General features: G+C 68.1%; 20 protein-coding genes. 10 read left to right on the forward strand and 10 right to left on the reverse strand.

The window, feature by feature from the left end; all coding sequences use genetic code 11:
- Positions 1-20: 20 nt before the first annotated feature.
- On the reverse strand, positions 21-1,211 hold the full coding sequence (locus EV675_RS06265; RefSeq protein ID WP_130356474.1) for an MFS transporter: 1,191 nt from the start codon (positions 1,209-1,211) through the stop codon (positions 21-23).
- Positions 1,212-1,305: 94 nt separating this feature from the next.
- Here EV675_RS06265 and EV675_RS06270 point away from each other — a divergent pair, with 94 nt between their 5' ends.
- Positions 1,306-2,208, forward strand: a complete 903-nt coding sequence (locus tag EV675_RS06270; protein WP_130356475.1) for a LysR family transcriptional regulator — start codon at positions 1,306-1,308, stop codon at positions 2,206-2,208.
- Here EV675_RS06270 and prpE read toward each other — a convergent pair.
- The gene (gene prpE / locus EV675_RS06275; protein ID WP_242621347.1) at positions 2,205-4,103 is read right to left on the reverse strand and encodes a propionate--CoA ligase; all 1,899 of its coding nucleotides are present in this window, start codon (positions 4,101-4,103) and stop codon (positions 2,205-2,207) included. The genes EV675_RS06270 and prpE overlap by 4 nt on opposite strands.
- A gap of 369 nt (positions 4,104-4,472) precedes the next feature.
- Here prpE and leuA point away from each other — a divergent pair, with 369 nt between their 5' ends.
- The gene (gene leuA / locus EV675_RS06280) at positions 4,473-6,173 is read left to right on the forward strand and encodes a 2-isopropylmalate synthase (RefSeq protein WP_130356477.1); all 1,701 of its coding nucleotides are present in this window, start codon (positions 4,473-4,475) and stop codon (positions 6,171-6,173) included.
- Positions 6,174-6,233: 60 nt separating this feature from the next.
- Here the strand turns inward: leuA and EV675_RS06285 are convergent, their stop codons facing one another.
- Both EV675_RS06285 and EV675_RS06290 read right to left on the reverse strand, forming a co-directional pair.
- On the reverse strand, positions 6,234-6,818 hold the full coding sequence (locus tag EV675_RS06285; protein ID WP_130356478.1) for a DUF924 family protein: 585 nt from the start codon (positions 6,816-6,818) through the stop codon (positions 6,234-6,236).
- Between the two features lie 11 nt (positions 6,819-6,829).
- Positions 6,830-7,153: a DUF1840 domain-containing protein gene (locus tag EV675_RS06290; protein ID WP_130356479.1), complete on the reverse strand. Its 324-nt coding sequence runs from the start codon at positions 7,151-7,153 to the stop codon at positions 6,830-6,832.
- Positions 7,154-7,363: 210 nt separating this feature from the next.
- On the opposite strand from EV675_RS06290, the gene EV675_RS06295 reads away from it, so the two are divergent.
- The 4 genes from EV675_RS06295 to EV675_RS06310 all read left to right on the forward strand — a co-directional run bounded on the left by EV675_RS06295 (position 7,364) and on the right by EV675_RS06310 (position 11,370).
- Positions 7,364-8,113: a hypothetical protein gene (locus tag EV675_RS06295; RefSeq protein WP_130356480.1), complete on the forward strand. Its 750-nt coding sequence runs from the start codon at positions 7,364-7,366 to the stop codon at positions 8,111-8,113.
- Positions 8,114-8,225: 112 nt separating this feature from the next.
- Entirely contained in the window at positions 8,226-9,911 is a 1,686-nt protein-coding gene (gene argS, locus EV675_RS06300; protein ID WP_130356481.1) for an arginine--tRNA ligase, read from the forward strand.
- Positions 9,912-9,917: 6 nt separating this feature from the next.
- Positions 9,918-10,619, forward strand: coding sequence for an SPOR domain-containing protein (locus tag EV675_RS06305; protein WP_242621348.1), 702 nt, complete (start codon positions 9,918-9,920; stop codon positions 10,617-10,619).
- Positions 10,620-10,710: 91 nt separating this feature from the next.
- Complete coding sequence (locus EV675_RS06310) at positions 10,711-11,370, forward strand: thiol:disulfide interchange protein DsbA/DsbL (protein ID WP_242621349.1); 660 nt, start codon at positions 10,711-10,713, stop codon at positions 11,368-11,370.
- Positions 11,371-11,535: 165 nt separating this feature from the next.
- On the opposite strand, the gene EV675_RS06315 is transcribed toward EV675_RS06310, so the two are convergent.
- A complete protein-coding gene (locus EV675_RS06315; protein ID WP_165404458.1) occupies positions 11,536-12,975 on the reverse strand; it encodes an FAD-binding oxidoreductase in 1,440 nt (479 codons plus the stop codon).
- Between the two features lie 175 nt (positions 12,976-13,150).
- Between EV675_RS06315 and EV675_RS06320 the strand changes: the two genes are divergently transcribed.
- Both EV675_RS06320 and EV675_RS06325 read left to right on the forward strand, forming a co-directional pair.
- Entirely contained in the window at positions 13,151-13,903 is a 753-nt protein-coding gene (locus EV675_RS06320; protein ID WP_130356483.1) for an SDR family oxidoreductase, read from the forward strand.
- A 30-nt stretch (positions 13,904-13,933) separates the two neighbouring features.
- On the forward strand, positions 13,934-15,622 hold the full coding sequence (locus tag EV675_RS06325; protein WP_130356484.1) for a SulP family inorganic anion transporter: 1,689 nt from the start codon (positions 13,934-13,936) through the stop codon (positions 15,620-15,622).
- Here EV675_RS06325 and EV675_RS06330 read toward each other — a convergent pair.
- Positions 15,612-16,472: a LysR family transcriptional regulator gene (locus EV675_RS06330; protein WP_130356485.1), complete on the reverse strand. Its 861-nt coding sequence runs from the start codon at positions 16,470-16,472 to the stop codon at positions 15,612-15,614. The genes EV675_RS06325 and EV675_RS06330 overlap by 11 nt on opposite strands.
- Before the next feature lie 98 nt (positions 16,473-16,570).
- On the opposite strand from EV675_RS06330, the gene EV675_RS06335 reads away from it, so the two are divergent.
- Both EV675_RS06335 and EV675_RS06340 read left to right on the forward strand, forming a co-directional pair.
- A complete protein-coding gene (locus EV675_RS06335) occupies positions 16,571-17,011 on the forward strand; it encodes a multidrug/biocide efflux PACE transporter (RefSeq protein WP_130356486.1) in 441 nt (146 codons plus the stop codon).
- A 75-nt stretch (positions 17,012-17,086) separates the two neighbouring features.
- Complete coding sequence (locus EV675_RS06340; RefSeq protein WP_130356487.1) at positions 17,087-17,800, forward strand: DUF2076 domain-containing protein; 714 nt, start codon at positions 17,087-17,089, stop codon at positions 17,798-17,800.
- 19 nt (positions 17,801-17,819) lie between these two features.
- Here the strand turns inward: EV675_RS06340 and EV675_RS06345 are convergent, their stop codons facing one another.
- From EV675_RS06345 to EV675_RS06360, 4 genes are read right to left on the reverse strand one after another with little or no spacing between them, the layout of a single operon-like run.
- Positions 17,820-19,079 (reverse strand): muropeptide transporter, encoded by a 1,260-nt coding sequence (locus tag EV675_RS06345; protein WP_165404459.1) that lies wholly within the window; start codon positions 19,077-19,079, stop codon positions 17,820-17,822.
- A complete protein-coding gene (locus EV675_RS06350) occupies positions 19,076-19,405 on the reverse strand; it encodes a hypothetical protein (RefSeq protein WP_087838841.1) in 330 nt (109 codons plus the stop codon). Before EV675_RS06350 ends, EV675_RS06345 begins: the two co-directional genes overlap by 4 nt.
- A 22-nt stretch (positions 19,406-19,427) precedes the next feature.
- Complete coding sequence (locus tag EV675_RS06355; RefSeq protein ID WP_130356488.1) at positions 19,428-20,102, reverse strand: orotate phosphoribosyltransferase; 675 nt, start codon at positions 20,100-20,102, stop codon at positions 19,428-19,430.
- A 36-nt stretch (positions 20,103-20,138) separates the two neighbouring features.
- Entirely contained in the window at positions 20,139-21,020 is an 882-nt protein-coding gene (locus tag EV675_RS06360; RefSeq protein WP_130356489.1) for a helix-turn-helix domain-containing protein, read from the reverse strand.
- Between the last annotated feature and the right edge of the window lie 123 nt (positions 21,021-21,143).

The raw sequence follows: 21,143 nt of genomic DNA on the forward strand, positions 1-21,143 counted from the left end.
GCATTTCAAGCCCCTGCCGTTCATCTTCCCGATCGCCGCAGCCCCAGGGCCACGCCCAGCGCCAGGACGCCCGCCGCGCCGGCGATACCCGCGGCGGCCGGCCAGCCGTGGGCCTGGATCACGCCGCCGACCGCGGCCGGGCCCACCACCTGGCCCAGGTTGTTGCCTTGCATCATCAGTCCCACCACCAGCGGTACCCGGGCCGGACTGGGTGCCGCGCGCGGCGCCGTCGCCAGCAGCGTGGCGGGGATCAGTCCGCCGGCGGCCGAGAAAAGCACGCACAGCGCGAAGCTGCCGGCGTCGGGCAGCACGGACAGGAAGACGCCGCTTCCGGCCAGACCCATGACGACGCAGCCGCAGGCTACCAGCGCCCATCTGGCGACCCCGCGATCCATCAGGAAGCCGGCGCAGAGATTGCCGGCGATGTTGGCCGCCGTGGCGGCGGCAGCCAGGAGCCCGGCGACCTGTAGCGGCATGCCCATCCGCTCGGTCAGCAGAATGGGCAGGAAATTGAACAGCGCGAAGAACTGCAGGCTGTACAGCCCGAAGCCCGCGGCCAGCAGCAAGGGTTCCCGGCCACGCAGCGTCGCCAGCGCGTCGCGGCCCGTGTCGCGCCATCCCCGCCAGGCGCCGCGCGTCGAAGGCGGAAGCAGCAGGACGGCTCCCGCCGCGGCAAGCGACAGCGCAGCACTGCCCCACCACAGGGTCCGCCAGGACGAGAACAGGGGGCCGAGCAGCATCGCCAGTGCGATGCCGGTGGGCATGAAGCAGCTCCACAGCGCGAAGGCGAGATCGCGCTGTCCGGTGGCGACCACGCGTTGCAGCAGCGCCGGACCGGCCACGACCACCAGCAGGAAGCCCAGGCCTTCGAGCATGCGGCAAGCCAGCAGCCATCCATAGCCGGGTGCGGCCGCGCCCAGTGCCGCGCCCAGCGCGCTGGCGCCCAGGCCGGCAAGAAAGACGCGTCGATCGCCGCGGGCCGCCACCAGCGATCCGGCGGGCATGCCGCCGAGCATGCCGAGCACGGCGATGACGGCCGTAAGCCAGCCGATGGCGGCCAGATCCAGCCCCATGTCGGCACGCAGCAGCGGCGCGGCGATCGAGGCCTTGCCGACCTGCAGCGCCAGCACCACGCCGCTGCCGACGATGATCGCGACACTCGCCCAGCTGTTCTTTTCCCGTACCGCAATGTCGTGATGGCTTGCCTGCATCGTGCGTTCCTGTGCGTCAGGCTGCCAGCATAGAGTTGGCCGCCGATCGACAAAAGTGACATTATTTAGATGTTTTCTATCCAAATAATCGATCATGATCGACGCCCTGACCCTGGACCAGATGCGGGTGTTCGCCGCCGTGGCGGAAACGGGAAGCTTCCGGGCCGGAGCCGGCCGGCTCCGGCGCGCGCAGTCGGCCGTCAGCCATGCCATCGCCAGGATGGAAGGAGAACTGGGCGTCGCGTTGTTCGATCGTGCCGGACATCGCCCCGTCCTGACCCACGAGGGGCAGGCCCTCCTGTCCAACGTACGGGATATCCTGCTGCGCGTGGACGCCATGCGTGCGCGGGCCCGGGGCATGGGCGAAGGCGTCGAACTCGAGCTTGCGCTGGTGGTCGATACGCTGTTCCCCATCGCCTGGGTCGCGCAGGCCCTGAACGTGATGCGGTCCCGCTACCCGGCCGTGGCGGTGCGGCTGGCGGTCGAGCCGCTGGGAGGACCGCTGTCGGGACTGCTCGACCGGCGTTACGGTGTGGGCATCACGGTGGGCGAGCATTTCCGTAGTCCGCAGATCGCCGTGCAAGCCCTGGCGGCGGTCGAGGTGGTGGCGGTGGCCGCCGCGTCCCATCCCCTGGCGGCGTCGATTGCGCCCTTGCAGATGGCGGACCTGGCCAGCCATTTGCAGATCGTGCTGGCCGATCCTTCGTCGCTGACGCCGGGACAGGACTTCGGCGTGCTGTCGCCGCAGACCTGTCGCGTCAATACGCAGGACACCAAGCACCAGCTCATCCTTGCGGGAGTCGGCTGGGGGCGCCTGCCGGCATGGCAGGTGGAACGGGACCTGGCCGAGGGCCGGCTGGTGCGGCTGGCCGCTTCCGCGCTGGGCCGCGACAGCCTGCTTGCATCGGAAGCCTACTTGGCGCATCGTGTGGACGCGCCGCCGGGGCCCGCGGCGCGGACCTTCTGCCAGGCGCTGGCCGCGGCCGCCAGGCGCTAGGCCGGCGGAAACATCGCATCCTTCAACTGCCGCAGCGCGCCGGCGTCCTCGATGGTGGTGAGGTCGCCGGGGTCGCGTCCTTCGGCGATGGCCTGGATGGCCCGCCGCAGCAGCTTGCCCGAGCGGGTCTTGGGCAGCGCGTTCACGAAGAACACCCGCGCCGGGCGGGCCACGGCGCCCAGCCGGCGCTCGACCGTCTGCATGACCTCGCCTTCCAATTGCATGCGGCCTTCGGGCGTCGCGGCGCGGTCGGCGCTGCGCGCGATGGCGAAGGCCATCGCCACCTGGCCTTTCAGCGCATCCTGCACGCCCACCACCGCGACCTCGGCGATGTCGGGATGGCTGGAGACGCTTTCCTCTATCTCGCGCGTGCCCAGCCGATGTCCCGCGACGTTGATGACATCGTCGGTGCGGCCCAGGATGGTGACGTAGCCGTCCTCGTCCTGGATGCCCCAATCGAAGCTGGAGTACAGCAGCTTGCCGGGAAAGCCCGACCAGTAGGTGGACACGTAGCGTTCGTCGTCGCCCCAGATCGTGGACATGCAGCCCGGCGGCAGCGGCGCTTCCAGCGCCACCACGCCCTTGCGTCCGGGCGGGCATGGCTCGCCCGTCTGTTCGTCCACGATCTTCAGCCGATAGCCGTACACCGGCAGGCCGGGCGAACCGAACTTGGTGGGCAGGTCCTCCACCCCGCGCGGCAGCGCCAGCATGGGCCAGCCGGTCTCGGTCTGCCAGTAGTTGTCGACCACGGGCTTGCGGATGGCTTCGTGTATCCAGCGCGCGGTGGGCTCGTCCAGCGGCTCGCCGGCCAGGAACAGGGTGCGCAGCGTGGAAAGATCGTGGCGGCGCAGCGTTTCCGGATCCTGCTTCTTCAGCACCCGTATCGCGGTGGGGGCGCTGAACATGTGGGTGACGCCATACTGCTCCACCAGCTTCCACCAGATGGCGCCGTCGGGGCGCACCGGCGTGCCTTCGTACATCAGAGTCGTCATGCCCGCGATCAGCGGTCCGTAGACGATGTAGCTGTGGCCGACCACCCAGCCGACGTCCGAGGTGGTGAACATCACGTCGCCCGCCTGCGCGCAGAAGATGTGCCGCATCGACGCGGCCAGCGCCACGGCATAGCCGCCGGTGTCTCGCTGCACGCCCTTGGGCTTGCCCGTGGTGCCGGAGGTGTAGAGGATGTAGGAAGGCTCGTTCGACTCCAGCCAGACGCAGGGAATGCGGGCATGGGCGTGGCGCTCGCGCAGCGCCGCGTAGTCGTGGTCCCGCCCTTCCTGCATGGACATGGGCGCCAGGCCCCGGTTCACCAGAAGCACGCTGGCCGGCGCATGCGAGGCCAGATGCAGCGCCTCGTCCAGCAGCGGCTTGTAGGCAATGACCTTGCCCGCGCGCGAGCCGGCGTCGGCCGACACCACCAGGGCCGGCCGGGCATCGTCGATGCGCGTGGCCAGGCTGGCCGAGGCGAAGCCGCCGAACACCACCGAGTGGATGGCGCCTATCCGCACGCAGGCCAGCATCGCGAACGCGGCTTCGGGAATCATGGGCATGTAGATCAGTACCCGGTCGCCGCGCCGCACGCCCAGGGCCTGCATGACCGCGGCCATCCGGTTCACTTCGTCGTGCAGTTGCGCGTAGGTGTAGGCGGACTCGGTGCCGGTTTCGGTCGAGACGTGGATCAGCGCGGGCTGGCCGCCGCGTTCGGCCAGGTGCCGGTCGACCGCGTTGTGGCAGAGGTTGGTCAGTCCGCCGACGAACCAGCGCGAGAAGGGGGGATGCGACAGGTCCAGCGGCTGGGCGGCGGGAGCGTGCCAGTCAACGAGCCGCGCCTGCTCGCTCCAGAACGGCCCGGGTTCGTCCACCGATCGGGCATGGAAGGCCTGGTAGCTTGCCACGGCAGTCTCCTTCTGCTTGTCGAATGATGGTGAACCGGCGACGGGCAGGGGGGTATCCCGGGTTTACCCCGGGACTGGGAAGGGGGCGGCTTGCCAGATGCCCGGATTTGTGGTTGACTATCACATCTATCCGCATTTTTCCCCAAGCACGATCGCAACCATGGCCACCTCCGCCATCCGCTCCGCCGCCTCCCTGCGCCAAACCGCGCCGGGTGCCGACGTGCGCGCGATCGTCGTCCTCATTGCTTCCTCGCTACTACTACCGATCGGTTGCCGGGCCTAGCGTCCTCGTGGCAGTTCGGCAGCCTCCTCTCGGCCACTCACACGGTCCATCCGTCCATTCCGAGTCCGCAGTAGCAGGAGCAGTCCATCATGTTGAAGAACCCCGAGGCGAAATACCGCCCCTTCCCCGCCTACGATTTTTCCGAGCGTAGCTGGCCCAACCGCCGCATGACCAAGGCGCCGATCTGGATGAGCACCGATCTGCGCGACGGCAACCAGGCCTTGATCGAACCCATGAACGGCGAGCGCAAGACGCGCATGTTCGAGAAGCTGGTCCAGATCGGCTTCAAGGAAATCGAAGTCGGCTTCCCCTCGGCCTCGCAGACGGATTTCGATTTCATCCGCGGCCTGATCGACCAGAACCGGGTGCCCGAGGACGTCACCATCGAGGTGCTGACGCAATCGCGTGAAGAACTCATCCGCCGCACCATCGAGTCGGTCGAGGGCGGCCGCCGGGTGATCGTGCACATGTACAACGCCATCGCGCCGGCCTTCCGCCGCATCGTGTTCGGCATGTCGCGCGAAGAGGTCAAGCAGGTCGCGCTGGAAGGCACCCGCCTCATCAAGGAATTGACCGACGCGCGTCCCGATACCGAGTGGGTCTACCAGTATTCGCCCGAAGTATTCAGTTCGTCCGAACTCGATTTCGCCAAGGAAGTGTGCGATGCGGTGGTCGAGGCCTGGGGCGCGACGCCCAACCGCAAGATCATCCTGAACCTTCCGGCCACGGTCGAATGCGCGATGCCCAACATCTACGCCGACCAGATCGAGTGGATGCACCGCAACTTGGCCAACCGCGACAGCATCATCCTCAGCGTCCACCCGCACAACGACCGCGGCACCGCGGTGGCGGCGGCCGAGATGGCCGTGCTGGCCGGCGCCGAGCGCATCGAAGGCTGCCTGTTCGGCCACGGCGAACGCACCGGCAACGTCGACCTGGTCACCTTGGCCTTGAACTGCTATAGCCAGGGCGTTTCGCCGGGCCTCGATTTTTCCGACATCGACGACGTGCGCCGCTGCGTCGAATACTGCACCCAGCTGCCGGTGCATCCGCGCCATCCCTACGTGGGCGATCTCGTCTTCACCGCGTTTTCGGGTTCGCACCAGGATGCGATCAAGAAGGGCTTCGCGCAGCGCCAACCCGACGCCGTCTGGGACGTTCCCTACCTGCCCATCGATCCGGCCGACCTCGGGCGCAGCTATGACGCCGTCATCCGCGTGAACAGCCAGTCCGGCAAGGGCGGGGTGTCCTACCTGCTGCAGCAGGAATACGGCTTCGACTTGCCGCGCCGTCTCCAGATCGAGTTCAGCCGCGCCATCCAGCGCGTGACCGACGAAACCGGCAAGGAGGTCGTGGCCGCCGACGTCTACTCCATCTTCAGCCACGAGTACCTGGAGCAGCACGAGCCCTATCGCTTCGTCCGCCATCGCATGGCCAGCGTCGAAGGCGGCGTGCGGGTCGAGGTCGACGTGCAGGCCGATGGCCAGGTGAGCACCCTGGTGGGCACCGGCAACGGCCCGATCGACGCCTTCGTGCAGGCGCTGAACATGCCGATGCGGATGATGGACTACCACGAGCACTCGATAGGCGTGGGCGCCGACGCGACCGCCGCCTGCTACGTGGAAGTGCGCGTAGGCGATGCCCCCACGGGCTTCGGCGTGGGCGTGGACAGCGACATCGTCACGGCTTCGTTCAAGGCCGTGCTGAGCGCCGTCAACCGGCATATCCGCGACAGCGGGCAACCGGCCGCGACGGCGGGAACGAAGCTGGCCGAAGTGAGTGTGTGATCCCCTATGCCCTGACTGGCACCCGCATCCTGGGTGCCGTCAGGGGGGCTTGAGGCCGGATTAGAAGCCCGACCCCGGCTGCTTCAGGAACTCCAGCTCCTGCCCCGTGCTGGCCCGCCCCAGGGTGGCGTTGCGGTGAGGGAAGCGGCCGAAGCGTTCCACGATGTCGCGGTGGCGGATGGCGAAGTCCAGCGAGTTCTGGGAGGCCGGGTGCTCCTGCGCCAGCGTGGTGTACAAGGCCACGCACCGTTCCTGGATGCCGGGGTTCTCGCTGTGCATCAGCGGCAGGTAGACGAATTCCCGTTGCACCGGCGGTAGCTGCAGGTAGCGGCCCGAGTCGATCAGTTCCAGCGCGTCGGCCAGCGCCTGCGGGTCGCCGGCAAAGGCGCGCGGCGTGCCGCGCCAGACGTTGCGGGGGAACTGGTCCAGCAGCACGATGCGCGCCAGCGCCCCGCCCAGTTCCCGCTTCCATTCGCGCAGGCCTCCGGCCACCGCCTGCTCGACCCGCGGCAGGAAGCGCCGTTCGATCTCGGCGTCGAAATCGGGGTTTTTCTGGAACCAGACGTGGCGCGGCTTCAGGTAGCCGGGATCGCCGGGGGGCAGGAACCAGAAGTCCAGGACGTCCTGCCAGGGAGATCGGGTCATGCGGCGGCTCCTCAGCTTTCCCAGGTCACGTTGACGTCCTGGGCCCGCGCCTTGCGCAGCATGTCCAGCAGCGGAAAGGCGCGCTGCTTCAGGCCCACGTGGCTGGCGGCCTTCTCTTTTTCCTCGGGGTTGTCCTCGTCGTAGCGAGGCTCCTTCTCGACGCCTATCGCGGCCTCGATGCGGCGGATGGCCTCGGGCAGTTGTTCGGGCGTGAAGACGCCGCGCGTGCCCGCGGCGATCTCGGGCATCTTGCCGGCCAGTTCCAGCAGTGGCCGGGCGTGCTCGCCCAGCATGATGACTTCGCCGGCGGCCTTGGATCTGAAGGTGACGATCATGGTGTTGCGTTTCCCGTGTCGTGGACCGGTATCCATTATGGCGGAAGTCGGCGCGCGGGCCCGCTGGCCGCCATTTGCCGCGCTCACCCCGGCTATTCGGTATCCATAAGCATCATGTGTTACCTTCGATGACAGAACGGCGTCAGGGGAGACCGCCGCAGAGGTAGGGGCGCCGTTTCGTCAATCAAGCATACGAACAAAGGAAATGGCATGAACAAGATTAGGACCGCGGCGGCCGCCGCATTGTTGGGGTTGCTGGCGGCTTGTGGCGGGGGTGGGGACGGGGGCGGCGGAACGCCGGTCGTCAATGCCAATGCGGAAGGTTTCTGGGACGGGGTGACCGGCGAGGGAGACCCGCTGGCGCTTCTCGTGACGGACGACGGCAAGCTCTGGGGATTCCATCTTGCGCGCAGCAGCGGTCTTGCGATGATCCTGGGTACGGGCTCGACCCAGGCCCAAAACTACACCGCCAACGGCAAGATTTTCGTGTCGACCTCGGCCGGCAATGCCTTTTCCCTGAACTCCACGGTGCAGGAAAAGAAGACCTTGCAGGGCAACATGTCCGGCGGCGCGGCCTTCAGCTTCAAGCTCGACTACGATTCCAGCTACGAGGAGAAGGCCAGCCTGGACGACATCAAGGGCACCTGGGTGGTCGAATCGAGTTCCACGTTCACCACGACCATCTCCGAAACAGGGGCCCTGACCGGCTATGTGGCCGCCAGCGGCGGGCGGTGCGACTTCTCGGGATCGGTCACGCCACACGCCAGCAAGAACTATTTCCGGACCACCATCACCTTCGCCGGCAATTGCGCCCGGCCCTACGCGGGAACGTCGACCTCGGGCTTCGCCCTGGTCCAGCCCGCGGAGGCGGGAGAGGAGGCGTCGATGCTGGCGGCGTCCGCGCCTGCCGACGGTTCGTTCATCTTCCCCTTGGTGGGCGTGCGAGCCAGCGGCGGTTGAGCGGGGCCCCTCGGGGATGCGCCGAGGGAGGGGGCCGTGGCTTTCCCCCTCCCCGGCTCGCGGCTGTTAACATTCCGCTCTTGGTTTTTCTTTTAGCGCGATCAGTCCAGCCATGCTCCCCGAGCAACAGGAACAACTTCTGGGCCTCCTGGGCGCCGCCGTCAAGGCCGTTGCCCCCGAAGCCACGCCCACCTTGCTGCTCGAGCGGCCCAAGGTGGCCTCCCACGGCGACGCCGCCACCAACGTGGCGATGCAGATCGCCAAGCCCCTCAAGCGCAATCCCCGCGAGCTGGCGCAGGCCATCGTCGATGCGCTGCTGGCGCTGCCGGGCGCGGCCGCGCTCGTCCAGGGTGCCGAGATCGCCGGGCCGGGCTTCATCAATCTGCGTATTGCGCCCGCCGCCAAGCAGGCGGTGGTCGACGCCATCCGCGTGCGCGGCGCCGAGTTCGGCCGGGCGCCGGCCAACGGCCGCAAGGTGATGGTCGAATTCGTGTCGGCCAACCCCACCGGTCCGCTGCACGTCGGCCATGCCCGCCAGGCCGCGCTGGGCGATGCGATCTGCCGCCTGTTCGACGCCAGCGGCTGGAACGTCACGCGCGAGTTCTACTACAACGACGCCGGCAACCAGATCCAGAACCTGGCGATCAGCGTCCAGGCGCGTGCGCGCGGCTTCGGCCCCGAGCATCCGGATTTCCCCGCGGACGGTTATCGCGGTGAATACATCTCGGAAATCGCGACGGACTTCCTGGCCCGCAAGACGGTGCAGGCGGCCGACGCCGAGCCGGTCACGGGCACGGGCGATGCCGAGAACCTCGACGACATCCGCAAGTTCGCCGTGGCCTACCTGCGCCGCGAGCAGGACCTGGACCTGCAGGCCTTCGACCTGAAGTTCGACAACTACTACCTGGAAAGCTCGCTGTACACGTCGGGCCGGGTCGAGCAGACCGTGCAGCGCCTGGTCGCCAGCGGCCATACGTACGAGCAGGACGGCGCGCTGTGGCTGCGCACGACGGAGCTGGGCGAAGGCGACGACAAGGACCGCGTCATGCGCAAGTCCGAGGGCGGCTACACCTATTTCGTGCCGGACGTGGCCTACCACGTGACCAAATGGGAGCGCGGCTACACCAAGGCCATCAACATCCAGGGCTCGGACCACCACGGCACCGTGGCGCGGGTGCGCTCGGGCCTGCAGGCGCTGGACGTGGGCATTCCCAAGGGCTACCCCGACTACGTGCTGCACAAGATGGTCAAGGTCATGCGCGGCGGCGAAGAGGTCAAGATCTCCAAGCGCGCCGGCAGCTACGTGACCATGCGCGACCTGATCGACTGGGTGGGCCGCGACGCGGTGCGCTACTTCCTGATCCAGCGCCGCGCCGATACCGAATTCGTGTTCGACGTCGACCTGGCCCTCAAGCAGACCGACGAGAACCCCGTCTATTACATCCAGTACGCCCATGCGCGCATCTGCTCGGTGCTGGCGCAGTGGGGCGGAGACGAAGCCGACCTGGCGCGCGCGGATACCTCGCTGCTGACGGCCGAACGGGAGTTCCTGCTGCTGCAGCGGCTGGCCGAGCTCCCGTCCATGGTGGGGCTGGCGGCCAACGACCTGTCGCCGCACCACGTCGCTTTCTGGCTCAAGGATTGCGCCGCCGATTTCCATGCCTACTACAATGCCGAGCGCGTGCTGGTGGACGACGAGGCGCTGAAGCTGGCGCGCCTGGCGCTGCTGGCCGCGACCCGGCAGGTGCTGGCCAACGGACTGGCGTTGCTGGGCGTTTCCGCTCCGCAACGGATGTAACGATTCATGGCCTCCACAGCGAAGACGAAGCCTGCCCGCGGCGGCAAGCAGGGCAGCGCCAACCAGCGCCAGGCCGCGCCCAAACGCGCGGTAGGCGGGACCATGTTCGGCCTGATGGCGGGGTTGCTGGTCGGCCTGCTGGTGGCCGTGCTGGTGGCGTTCTACATCACCAAGGCGCCGGTGCCCTTCGTCAGCAAGGGAACGCGGCCGCCGGCGGCGCCCGCGCAGCCGCCCGATCCGGCCAACGCGCCGGATCCGAATCGCAGCCTTTACGGCAAGGATGGCCCCGCCGGAGCGCCTTCGGCCTCGGGCCCCTCGGCCACGCAGCCGGCGCCCGCGCCGGTGCCCCAGGCCACCCGCGATCCGCTGGGCGATTTCCTGGCCAGCCAGAACGTCGACAAGACCAAGAAGGGTGCGCAGCCTTCCGCGCCGCAGGCGGCCGCGCCTTCCCCGGCGCCCGGTGCGGCGGCGGGAGCGTCGGGCACCTATTTCCTGCAGGTCGGCGCCTATCGCGTGATCGAGGACGCCGAGGCACTGAAGGCCAAGCTGGCCTTCATGGGGTTCGAGGCGCGCCTGGAGACGGCCGACGTGGCCGCCGGCACGGTGCACCGCGTACGCGTGGGGCCGTTCACCCGGCTCGACGACATGAACCGCACGCGCGCGCGCCTGGCCGAGAACGGCATCGAGGCAGCCGTCGTGAAGAAATGATCCGGGTGGAACTTCGCGCGGCCCGCCGCGGTCCGAGTTTTCACCGCGCCCGGCCGGTCCGCCGTCCGGGCCACGTTATCAGAGGAATCCTATGATCGGTCGCTACGCTTTCCGCCACATGTTCGCCGGCCTGGCCCTGGCCGCCGGTTTCGTCGCCGCCCTGCCGGGCACCGCCCAGGCGCAGCAGCCGCGCGAAGGCACCGAGTACATCCGCCTGCAGCAGCCCCAGGCCACCGATTCGCCGGGCAAGGTCGAGGTCACCGAGTTCTTCTGGTATAGCTGCCCGCACTGCAACGCGCTGGAGCCGAGCCTGGAGTCCTGGATCAAGAAGCTGCCGGCCGACGTCGTGGTGCGCCGCGTGCCGGTTCGCTTCAATGCCGGCATGGAGCCGCAGCAGCGCCTGTACTACACCCTGGAAGCCCTGGGCAAGGTCGACCAGCTGCATCGCATGGTCTTCACCGCCATCCACGAGCAACGCCAGCCGCTGAACACGGCCAACCGCATCTTCGACTGGGCCGAGAAGCAGGGCCTGGACCGCGCCCAGTTCACGGCCGCCTACAACTCCTTCGGTGTCCAGAGCAAGGTGCAGCGCGCCACCAAGCTGGCCGAAGCCTACAAGATCGACGGCGTGCCCACGCTGGCCATCAACGGCCGCTACCTGACCTCGCCGTCGCTGACCGGCAGCAATCTGGGCGCTCTCCAGGTCGCCGACTTCCTGATCGGGAAGGAAAGGACCCCCCCTACGCGCTGACGCGCGCAAGGAAAGCCCACCCCCTACGCCCTTCGGGCGCCCCCTCGAGGGGGCGGCACTGGCGGACCGGCGGAGCCGGATCCGCTGTGCCCTGGGTCCGGATTGTGGATACGAGAACGGCCTTGCATTTAACCGTGCAAGGCCGTTCTTGTTTTCTGGAGAAAGTCAGGGTTTGGGAGATGGGCCGAAATGGACTTGGCCCAGCGCATGCCGGGGGTCGATGGCTTGCTGGATCTTGCCCGACAGCACCTGTGCTTCGGGCGAGGCATAGCGGTGGTAGAAGCGTTCGTTGTAGGGGCCGACGCCGTGTTCGGCGCTGAAGCTGCCGCCGAACTGGCGGACCACCAGGTCGTAGATCGCCAGCCGTAGTTTTTCCACGGTGTCCGTGTCGTAGGCGGGCGTGGCGTCGTGGGGCCAGACGATGTTGAAGTGGGTGCCGCCGTCGGCCCAGTGGCCGAAGTCGAACAGGCGCAGCCAGGGGAAGTCGGCTTCCAGCATCCGCCGCGCGGTGGTCTGGAAGTCCACCATCGAGGAGCGAGGCACGGCGATGTCGAAGGCGATCAGCTTGCCCTGGTGGCGGATGGATTCGCTGATGGAATGGCGGATCTTCCAGAGGTCGGGGCCGCCGTCCAGCACGGCATTGGCCACGAGCACGTCGAACTGCCGTTCCAGGAAATCGTTCAGCGCCGATTGCAGGTCCACGCCCAGCACTTCGCGCGACGAGGTGGCGGCCAGTTCCACCAGCAGGCAATAGTCGGGAATGGGCTCGGGTGCGAAGGGGTTGGCGACGCCGGGCACGTGGTCGATGACCGACTGGACGGTGGAGCTGGACATGCCCTCGTAGGCGGTCAGGAAATCGCCGAACTCGCTTTCCAGCGCGATCAGCAGTTCCAGCACGGCTTCCTGGCTGGTGGGCACGATCAGCGCGGTGGCCGTCTGGCGGGGCAGGGGGTGGACCTGCACCACGGCGCGGGTGATGATGCCGCCCGCGCCGCTCACGCCGACGAAGAATTGCTTGAGGTCGTAGCCGGTATTGTTCTTGCGCAGTCCGCTCATCAGGTCGAGCACCTGTCCGGGCGGATCGGCCAGCACGACTTCGATGCCCAGCAGGTTGTGGCGCACGTCGCCGTAGCGGATCAGCCGCGAGCCGCCGGTATTGGTGGCGATCATGCCGCCCAGCGAGGGGTTGGCGCCCAGGTCGATGGGAAAGCACAGGCCATGTTCGGCCAGCTTGTCGTTCAGTTCCTGCAGCGTGACGCCGGCGCCTACGGTGGCGGTGCGGTTGGCGCGGTCGATCGCGATTTCGCCGCGCAGCCGCTCCAGGCTCAGCACGACCTGGGTGCCGCTGGCGTCCGGCGTGCTGGCGGCCACCAGGCCGGTGTTGGCGCCCTGGGCGATCAGGGGCGTGCCGGTGTCCACGCAGTAGCGCACCACCGCGGCTACTTCGGCGGCCGAGCCGGGCCGCACCACCAGGGCGGCCTTGCCGTCGCCGTAGCGGGCGCCGGTCTCGTAGCGGGCCTTGTCCGCGGGATCGGCATAGACATTCGCCTGGCCGATCAGTCCGGCCAGCGCGGCTTGCACATCGGAAATGGGAAGGGACGTCATCTTGCTCTCTGTGGTGCCGCGGACGCGGTTCTTTTCGCAGTATCGCAGATTCATCCAGGGCCGGCCGGCCTGGTTTCCTGGCGACAATCGGGTGGCGCGCAGGCCGGTTTCTTAATGATTTCCAGTAAGAACTACATGATTAAAGGTGATAATGATGAACTCACGAGAGGGGAGCATGAACGTCTTCATTACCGGCGCGAGCAGCGGCATCGGCCAGGCGCTGGCGAGCCGCTACGCGGCCCTGGGCGCCACGCTGGGCCTGGTGGGCCGGCGCCGGGAGGCCCTGCAGGCGCTGGCCGCGTCGCTGCCGGGCAGCCACCGCTGCTACGCGCTGGACGTGCGTGACCGCGATGCCCTGCACGCGGCGGCCCGGGATTTCCTGGCCTTGGGCGACACCGATCTGGTGATCGCCAATGCCGGCATCAGCACCGGCACGCTGACCGAGGAAATGGAGGATTTCGACGCTTTCCGCGCCGTGATCAACACCAACCTGGTCGCCATGGTGGCGACCTTCGAACCGTTCATTCCCGCCATGAAGCAGGCCGGGCGGGGCCACCTGGCGGGCATCGCCAGCGTGGCCGGCATACGCGGGCTGCCCGGCGCGGGGGCGTACAGCGCGTCGAAGGCGGCGGTCATCGCCTACTGCGAAAGCCTGCGCAACGAGTTGTCGCCCCAGGGCATACGCGTGACGACCATCGCCCCCGGCTACATCCGCACGCCCATGACCGCGCGCAACCCGTATTCGATGCCGTTCCTGATGGATGCCGACGTATTCGCCGCGAAAGCTTCCCGCGCCCTGGACCGCGGCGTCCGCTACACCGTCATTCCCTGGCAGATGGGCATCGTCGCCAAGCTGATGCGCCTGCTGCCCGATGCCGTCTACGACCATTTCGCCGTGCGCGCGCCGCGCAAGCCGCGCCACCTCTGACCCCGCCGACTCCGATCCGGCGCATTTTCCATGTCCGCTCTGTTTGCCCGCTATCTTCCCTTCCTGAACTGGCCCCGGCCCAACGCCGCCGACCTTGCCGCCGATGCCCGGGCCGGCTTCACGCTCGGCCTGATCCTGGTGCCGCAGGCCGTGGCCTACGCCATGCTGGCCGGCATGCCGCCCATCACCGGCCTGTACGCCGCGCTGATTCCGCCGGTGATCAGCGTGCTGTGGGGATCGTGCCAATTGCTGGGCGCGGGGCCCGTCGCGCTGACCAGCATGCTGGTGGCGGGATCGCTGTCGGGCATGGCGGCCGCCGAGTCGGCGCGCTGGGTCGAACTGGCGATCTGGCTGGCGCTGATGGCGGGCGCGATACAGATGCTGATCGGCGCGACCCGGCTGGGCATGGTGGTGAACTTCCTGCCGGGCTCGGTCGTGGGCGCGTTCACCCAGGCCGCCGCGCTGCTGATCATGCTGTCGCAACTGCCCGCCATGCTGGGGCTGGACTGGAGCGGGGCGAGGGGCGCGCTGGCCGCGGCCGATCCGCGAGGCCTGTTGGGCGGCGTGGACTGGACGGCATTCGCCTTCGGCGTGGGGACGCTGGTCTTCCTGTTCGCGCTGAAGAAGCACAGCAAGCGCCTGCCCATCGTGCTGGCGGCCGCGCTGGCGACGGGCCTGGTCAGCTGGGCCATCGGCTACGGCGCGCGGGGCGGCGCCGTGGTCGGGACGCTGCCGGCGGGCCTGCCGCAGTTCACCGTGCCCAAGTTGCTGGACTGGGAGGACTACCGCAGCCTGCTGCCCGCGGCGGCGGTGATCGCGCTGGTCAGCTTCGTGGAGGCGCTGTCCAGCGCCAAGACCATCTCGCGCAGCACGCGCCGGCGCTGGGACGAAGACCAGGAGTTCATCGGCCAGGGCCTGGCCAAGATCGCCAGCGGCCTGAGCGGCGCCTTTCCGGTCAGCGCCTCGTTCTCGCGCTCGGCGCTGAACCTGTTCGTGGGTGCGCGTTCGGGCTGGTCCGCGCTGTTCGCCTTCGTGTGCGTGCTGGCGAGCCTGCTGTTCCTGACGCCGGCCATCGCCCACCTGCCGCGGGCCTTCCTGGCGGCCGTCATCATCGTGCCGGTCTCCAACCTGATCACCCCGCGCTTCTTCGTCCGGCTATGGGCCACGTCGCGTGCCGAGGCCGTCATCGCCGCGTCCACGGCCGTGGCCACCCTGATCGCCGCGCCGCAGTTGCAGTGGGGCATCCTGGCGGGTTTCATCCTGTCCCTGGGTTACTTCCTGTACCAGCGCTCGCATCCCCGCATCGTCGAGGTCGCCGTCCACGCCGACGGCACGCTGCGGGACCGCCTGCGCTTCGGCCTGCCGCCGCTGGCGCCGGACCTGCTGGCGGTACGCATGGACGCGGGGCTGAGCTTCGTCACGGCCAATCCGCTGGAGCATTTCGTGATCGAACGCTGTCGGGCCGATCCCGGCATCAAGCGGGTGCTGATTTATGCCGGGCCGATCAACAGCATCGACGTGACCGGAGTCGATACGCTGATCTACCTGATCGGCACGCTGCGCGACCAGGGCGTGGACCTGTACTTGGCGGGCGTGAAGAAGCAGGTGGAAGACGTGTTCGATACCGCGGGCGTCACGGCCATGCTGCCGCCCCACCATATATTCCGTACCGAGCGCGAGGCCATCGCCGAACTGACGGCGGGCGCGGTCAGGCCTTGAGCAGTTCCTCCAGCATCCAGGCCCCGACGGGGCCCAGGGGATGCTGGTTGGACCACACCACGTCCACCGGCAGCAGGCGCTCCTGGCCGGGCACCTGCAACTCCACCAGCCTGCCGGCGGCGAAATGCGTCACCAGCCAGCGCGGCATCCTGGCCCAGCCAAAGTTCATCACCGCCATTTCCAGCAGCATCAGGTAGTAGGGCGCGGACCAGGTGCGGCCCCGCGCGATGCGGCGGCCGTCGTCCTCGTAAGGCGCGATGCGCAGTTCGCGCGCCTGGCGCAGGTCGGCTTCGGTGACCGTGCCGAGCCTGGCCAGCGGATGCCCCTTGCCCGTGACCACCACCATTTCCGACAGGTCCGGCAGCGTGCGGTGTTCCACGTCCGGCGGGTACTGTTCCTGCGCGCGTACCAGCCCCAGGTTGGCGCGGCCGCGCTGCACGGTGGCGACCGTATCCCAGTCCTCGGACATCATGCATTCGAACTCGATGTCGGGATACTTGCGGTCGAGCGCGGCCAGTATGGCCTCGAAGCGCTCGGACTGATAGGTGTCGGACAGCGCCAGCGTGAGCCGCGCCTCGTGCCCTTGGGCATAGCGGCCGGCGGCGCGGCCCAGTTGCTCGGCGCTGGCCAGGACCTGCGCCGCCTCCACCAGCAGTGCCCGGCCCGCCGGCGTCAGCGTGGGCTGGCGGGTGGCGCGGTCGAACAACTGCACGCCCAGGTCGATTTCCAGGTTGGCGATGCTTTCGCTGATGCTCGACTGCCGCTTGCCCAGCTTGCGCGCGGCGGCCGAGAACGAGCCCAGCGCGGCCGCCTGGGTGAAGGCCGCCAGCGCTTCCAGGGAATAGGCCATGTTTGGTTTTCTATCGGAAAATCCGATGGTAATTAGGTTTTATTCAACGGAAGTATGGCAGAAAATACGGGGACGACATCAACGTAACGAGGTTGAACGTGTTGCAGAACAAGAAATCGCTGCGTGAACGCCTGGCGCACGCCCTGTGCTTCGAGATCATCGCGGTGGCGCTGTGCGCGCCCGCGCTGGCCTGGGTCATGGGCAAGCCGCTGCTGCACATGGGCGCGCTGACGGCGGTGATCTCGCTTATCGCCATGTTGTGGAACATGGTCTACAACGCCGGCTTCGAGCGCGTGGAGCGCCGACTGGGCTGGGTGCGCGATACGCGGGTCCGGATGACCCACGCGCTGGGCTTCGAATTCGGCCTGATCCTGATCGTGGTGCCGTTGGCGGCATGGTGGCTGAGCATTTCGCTGTGGGAGGCTCTGGTGCTGGATATCGGGTTGCTGCTGTTCTTCCTGCCCTATACCTACGTGTATAACCTGGTGTATGACCGGCTGCGGGTGCACTGGGTGAGGGAGGCGTGTCCCGGCGCTTAAGCCAGGATTAAGCCCCGGCCGCCATCATCCGCGGCAATGCGCCGGCCTTGGGCCGGCATACCGGGAGAACCGCTCATGACACCGCAAGAACGCGCCCTGCTCGACAGTTTCCTGGACCGCCTGGCCGGCGTCCGGGGCATGGACAAGGACCCCGAGGCCGATGCCCTGATCCGGCAGCGCGCGGCCGGCCAGCCCGACGCGCTGTACCTCAGCATCCAGCGCGCGCTGTTGCTGGAACATGCGCTGGAAGGCGCGCAGGCGCGCATCGCGGCCCTGGAGCAGCAGGTGGCTGAACTGCAGGCCGCCTCGCGGCAGCAGCAGGAAGCCCGGCCCGCGCGCAGTTTCCTGGGCGGATTGCTGGGCGGCGATACGTGGGGCAAGGCGCCGGCGCGATCAGCGCCCGCCAGTGGTTCCATGATCGGCAGCGACATCGGCCAGCGCCCGGAGTACCGGCCCGCCGCGCCCGCGGCGCCCTATGCCGGCGCACCGGCCGCAGGAGGCGCCATGGGCAGCTTCCTGGGCAATGCCGCGGCTACGGCGGCGGGAGTGGCGGGCGGCATGTTCCTGTTCAACGGCATCGAGCACCTGATGGGCGGCGGCGCGGCCCAGGCCGCGCATCCGGCGGGCAATGCGCCGGCTGCGGAAACGATCACGCAGAACGTCACCAACAACTACTACGACAGCGGAAATGACGACCGTCCGGATGCGGGCGGCGACGCGCAGGCCTATGACACCTCGGCCGACGATTCCTTCACCGACGATACGTTCTCGGACGACGACTTCGTCTGATGCCGTCCGCCAGGCCGCCTCAGGCCTGGTCCAGCGCCCGCACGTCGGCCCGCCGCCACCACAGCAGGACCATGCCGGGCAGGGCGATGGCCACGGTGACCAGGAAGAACGTCGGCCAGCCGTAGTTCTCGACCATGGGCGGGGCCAGCGGCCCGGCCAGGTAGGTGCGCCCCACGGCGGACAGGGCGGACAGCAGCGCGAACTGGGTGGCCGAGAAGCGGTGGTCGCACAGGCCCATGAGCAGGGCCACGAAGGCCGCCGTTCCCATGCCGCCGCACAGGTTCTCGATGCCGACCGCGGCGGCCATCAGCAGGATGCTCTTGGGGCTGATGGCGAGCAGCCAGAATCCCAGGTTGGAGACGGCCTGCAGCAGGCCGAACAGCATCAGCGACCGGAACAGGCCCAGCTTTGCCAGCAGCGAACCGCCGGCCAGCGCGCCGATGATGGTGGCGCCCAGGCCCAGCACCTTGTTGATGGTGCCGACCTCGGTGGCGGAGAAGCCCGCGCCGCGTATCAGGAAGGCGGTGGACAGGCTGCCGGCGAAGGCGTCGCCCAGCTTGTAGAGCACGATCAGCACCAGCAGCACGATGGCGCCGGGGCGGCGGAAGAATTCGACCAGCGGCCCCGTCACGGCCTCGGCCAGCGTGCGGGGCGCGGCGGCGGGGGTCTCGGGTTCGGGGGCCCACAGGGTGGCCAGGATGGCCAGGGCCATCAGGCCGCCCATCAGCACGTACATGTTGCCCCAGCCCAGCCAGCTGTCGGCGATGACCAGCGCCAGCCCGCCCGACACCAGCATGGCCAGCCGGTAGCCCAGCACGGACACCGCGGCGCCGGCGCCGCGTTCTTCCTTGCGCAGCACGTCGGTGCGGTAGGCGTCGAAGGCGATGTCCTGCGAGGACGAGCAGAAGGCGACGAACACGGCGATCAGCGCCAGCGGCAGCAGGGCTTCGCTGGGCGAGAGCAGGCCCATGGCCATGATGGCCAGCGCCAGCAGCAATTGCGTGACCACCATCCAGCCGCGCCGGCGGCCCAGCAGCGGCGGCGTATAGCGGTCCATCAGCGGCGCCCACAGGAACTTCAGCGTGTAGGCCGAGCCGACCAGGGTCAGGAAGCCGATCGCCTGCAGCGACACGCCGTCCACGGTGGCCCAGGCCTGCAGCGTGCCGCTGGTCAGCGCCAGGGGCAGGCCGCTGGCGAAGCCCAGGGCCAGCAGCGGCGCGACGCGCCGGTTCGTGTACAGCGACGAGGCGGCCGCGGGCGCCTCCGGGCGGGCGCTCAAAATATCTTTCCGCTGCGGCCGTAGTCCAGCACGATCCAGTTCAGGGCGGCGACGAGATCCTGCGCCGTGCCGGACCTGAACGCTTCGTCGAGCCGGTTCATGTAGGAAAGGAGCTGGGTCTTCGCGGTTTCGGCGAAGGCGGGCGCGATGCCCTGGTCTTCATACAGCAGCACGTACGAGCGGGCGAAACCGTAGATCAGGAAGTAGGCGGCGGCATGTTCGGAGTCGCTGGAGACCAGCGCCAGCGAACCTTCCTTGACCTTGAGGAAACTGTCGGTACCAGGGGCCTGGGCGGCGAAACGTTGGATCAGATCGGTGAAGTTCATAACACGTGGGTAGCGATAAGAGTCACGGAAGGCGGGAGATGCCGCCGTGGGCCTTGGACCATTCGGAAGTATGGAGCAGGAATCCTTCTACTTTTTCGATGTCGGCGGCGGTCAGGACCGTGCCCGTCCTGGCCTGCGCGATGATGTCCTGCCAGGTGGCCAGCGCATGCATCGTGACACCGATTTCTTCCATGGTACGCCGGCTTTCGACAAACGTATCGTAATAGAAGATGCTCAGGACGTGGGCCAGCTCCAGGCCCGAATCGCGTACCGCCTTGCAGAAGTTGCGCTTGCTCTGGCCGTCGGTGGTCAGGTCGTCCACCAGCAGCACCCGCGCGCCGGCCTGCGCCATGCCTTCGATCTGCGCGTTGCGGCCGAAGCCCAGCGGCTTCTTGCGCACGATCAGCAGCGGCAGCGACAGCCGGTCGGCCAGCCAGGCGGCGTAGGGAACGCCGGCCGTCTCGGCCCCGGCGATGGCATCGATGTTCTGCATGCCGACGCGATGCCGCACCACGGCCTGCGCGGCGTCCACCAGCACCTTGCGCCCCGCCACCGACGAGATCAGCCGCCGCACGTCCACGTACACCGGGCTGGCCCAGCCCGAGCGCAGGATGAACGGCTTGCCCGAGCTGACGTGCACCGCCCCCGATTCCAGCAGCAGTTGCGCCACCGTCGATCCGATAGAGGTTTCTTCCATTTCACTGTTCCATGTGTGGGGGCGAACGACGCGGGGTCAGACCACCTTCAGCATGCTGCTCAGAAGTTCCGCGGCCTGTTGCCCTTTGTAGGCGCGTTCCCATAGGTTTTCCACCATTTTCGTATAAAGCTCGACCGCTTCGGGCGCCGAGGTGACCTGGGCGATGCCGGTGGCGACGTTGGGCAGCTCGCCGAAGCGGAACGGGCTGACCGCCACGAACGAGGCGCTGGGCCGCTCGAATACCTGGAAGGTGGCGTTGGGCATGCTGTCGTCGACGATGCCGATCTGCATGTCCATCGGGTGCTCGCGCAATAGATCGATGATCCGCTCGACCTCGCGCCGCGCCGCCAGCGACCGCTCCATGCGCACCGAGGGCGGCAGGTCGATGCGGCCCACCAGCCCGAAGTGGACGAAGCGCTCGATCTCGCGCAGCCCGATCAGGCTGATGATGGGCGGGCGGCGCCGGGCGTAGGCCCGCTTGCGCTCGCCCAGAATCTTCATCAGGGCCTGCATGCGTTCGGGCTCGATGCCGGGGTGGGCCTCGTGCAGCATCTGTTCCAGGTAGCCGGCGTACTCGTCCGAGGTCAGCAGGAACGAGATGGGCTCGAAATGGGCCATGATGCGCGTGGCGTCGGTCTCGAGCTGGCGCATGCGTTCGATGTAGGCCACCGGCGAGGTGTAGTACTCAGCCCCCACGCCCAGCAGCGAGGCCAGCGAGGTGTCCAGGATGTGGGCCAGCCGCTCCAGCGTCTCGATCTTGACGATCTCGCCCTTCTCCATGCGGTATACCGCCGCCCGCGACACCCCCAGCCTGGCCGCGATGTCCTCGGCCCGCAGCGAGGCGCCCATCCGATAGGCGCGCAGCCTTTCCCCGATGGCATGGAAATCGACGGCGCGCGATCTGGAAGAAGTGTTCATCGAAGCAAGTCTAAAAAATGAGAATCCTGGATTTCGAACCACTCGTGCGCGCCGCCCCGGAATCGAGCGGAGCACCTCTCCGATGCCCAGCGTTAGTGCGGGTTTGCACTAATATCGTGCATC

Origin of the sequence: Pigmentiphaga kullae, assembly GCF_004216695.1 — a bacterium.
Lineage (GTDB): Bacteria > Pseudomonadota > Gammaproteobacteria > Burkholderiales > Burkholderiaceae_B > Pigmentiphaga > Pigmentiphaga kullae.

Coding starts and splice junctions, on each gene's coding strand:
- EV675_RS06320 (WP_130356483.1), top strand. CDS start 13,151: ATGAACGTCTTCATTACCGGCGCGAGCAGCGGCATCGGCCAGGCGCTG.
- EV675_RS06360 (WP_130356489.1), bottom strand. CDS start 21,020: ATGAACACTTCTTCCAGATCGCGCGCCGTCGATTTCCATGCCATCGGG.
- EV675_RS06305 (WP_242621348.1), top strand. CDS start 9,918: ATGGCCTCCACAGCGAAGACGAAGCCTGCCCGCGGCGGCAAGCAGGGC.
- EV675_RS06330 (WP_130356485.1), bottom strand. CDS start 16,472: ATGGCCTATTCCCTGGAAGCGCTGGCGGCCTTCACCCAGGCGGCCGCG.
- EV675_RS06265 (WP_130356474.1), bottom strand. CDS start 1,211: ATGCAGGCAAGCCATCACGACATTGCGGTACGGGAAAAGAACAGCTGG.
- EV675_RS06325 (WP_130356484.1), top strand. CDS start 13,934: ATGTCCGCTCTGTTTGCCCGCTATCTTCCCTTCCTGAACTGGCCCCGG.
- EV675_RS06295 (WP_130356480.1), top strand. CDS start 7,364: ATGAACAAGATTAGGACCGCGGCGGCCGCCGCATTGTTGGGGTTGCTG.
- EV675_RS06315 (WP_165404458.1), bottom strand. CDS start 12,975: ATGACGTCCCTTCCCATTTCCGATGTGCAAGCCGCGCTGGCCGGACTG.
- EV675_RS06310 (WP_242621349.1), top strand. CDS start 10,711: ATGATCGGTCGCTACGCTTTCCGCCACATGTTCGCCGGCCTGGCCCTG.
- argS (WP_130356481.1), top strand. CDS start 8,226: ATGCTCCCCGAGCAACAGGAACAACTTCTGGGCCTCCTGGGCGCCGCC.
- EV675_RS06355 (WP_130356488.1), bottom strand. CDS start 20,102: ATGGAAGAAACCTCTATCGGATCGACGGTGGCGCAACTGCTGCTGGAA.
- EV675_RS06350 (WP_087838841.1), bottom strand. CDS start 19,405: ATGAACTTCACCGATCTGATCCAACGTTTCGCCGCCCAGGCCCCTGGT.
- EV675_RS06340 (WP_130356487.1), top strand. CDS start 17,087: ATGACACCGCAAGAACGCGCCCTGCTCGACAGTTTCCTGGACCGCCTG.
- EV675_RS06270 (WP_130356475.1), top strand. CDS start 1,306: ATGATCGACGCCCTGACCCTGGACCAGATGCGGGTGTTCGCCGCCGTG.
- EV675_RS06285 (WP_130356478.1), bottom strand. CDS start 6,818: ATGACCCGATCTCCCTGGCAGGACGTCCTGGACTTCTGGTTCCTGCCC.
- EV675_RS06290 (WP_130356479.1), bottom strand. CDS start 7,153: ATGATCGTCACCTTCAGATCCAAGGCCGCCGGCGAAGTCATCATGCTG.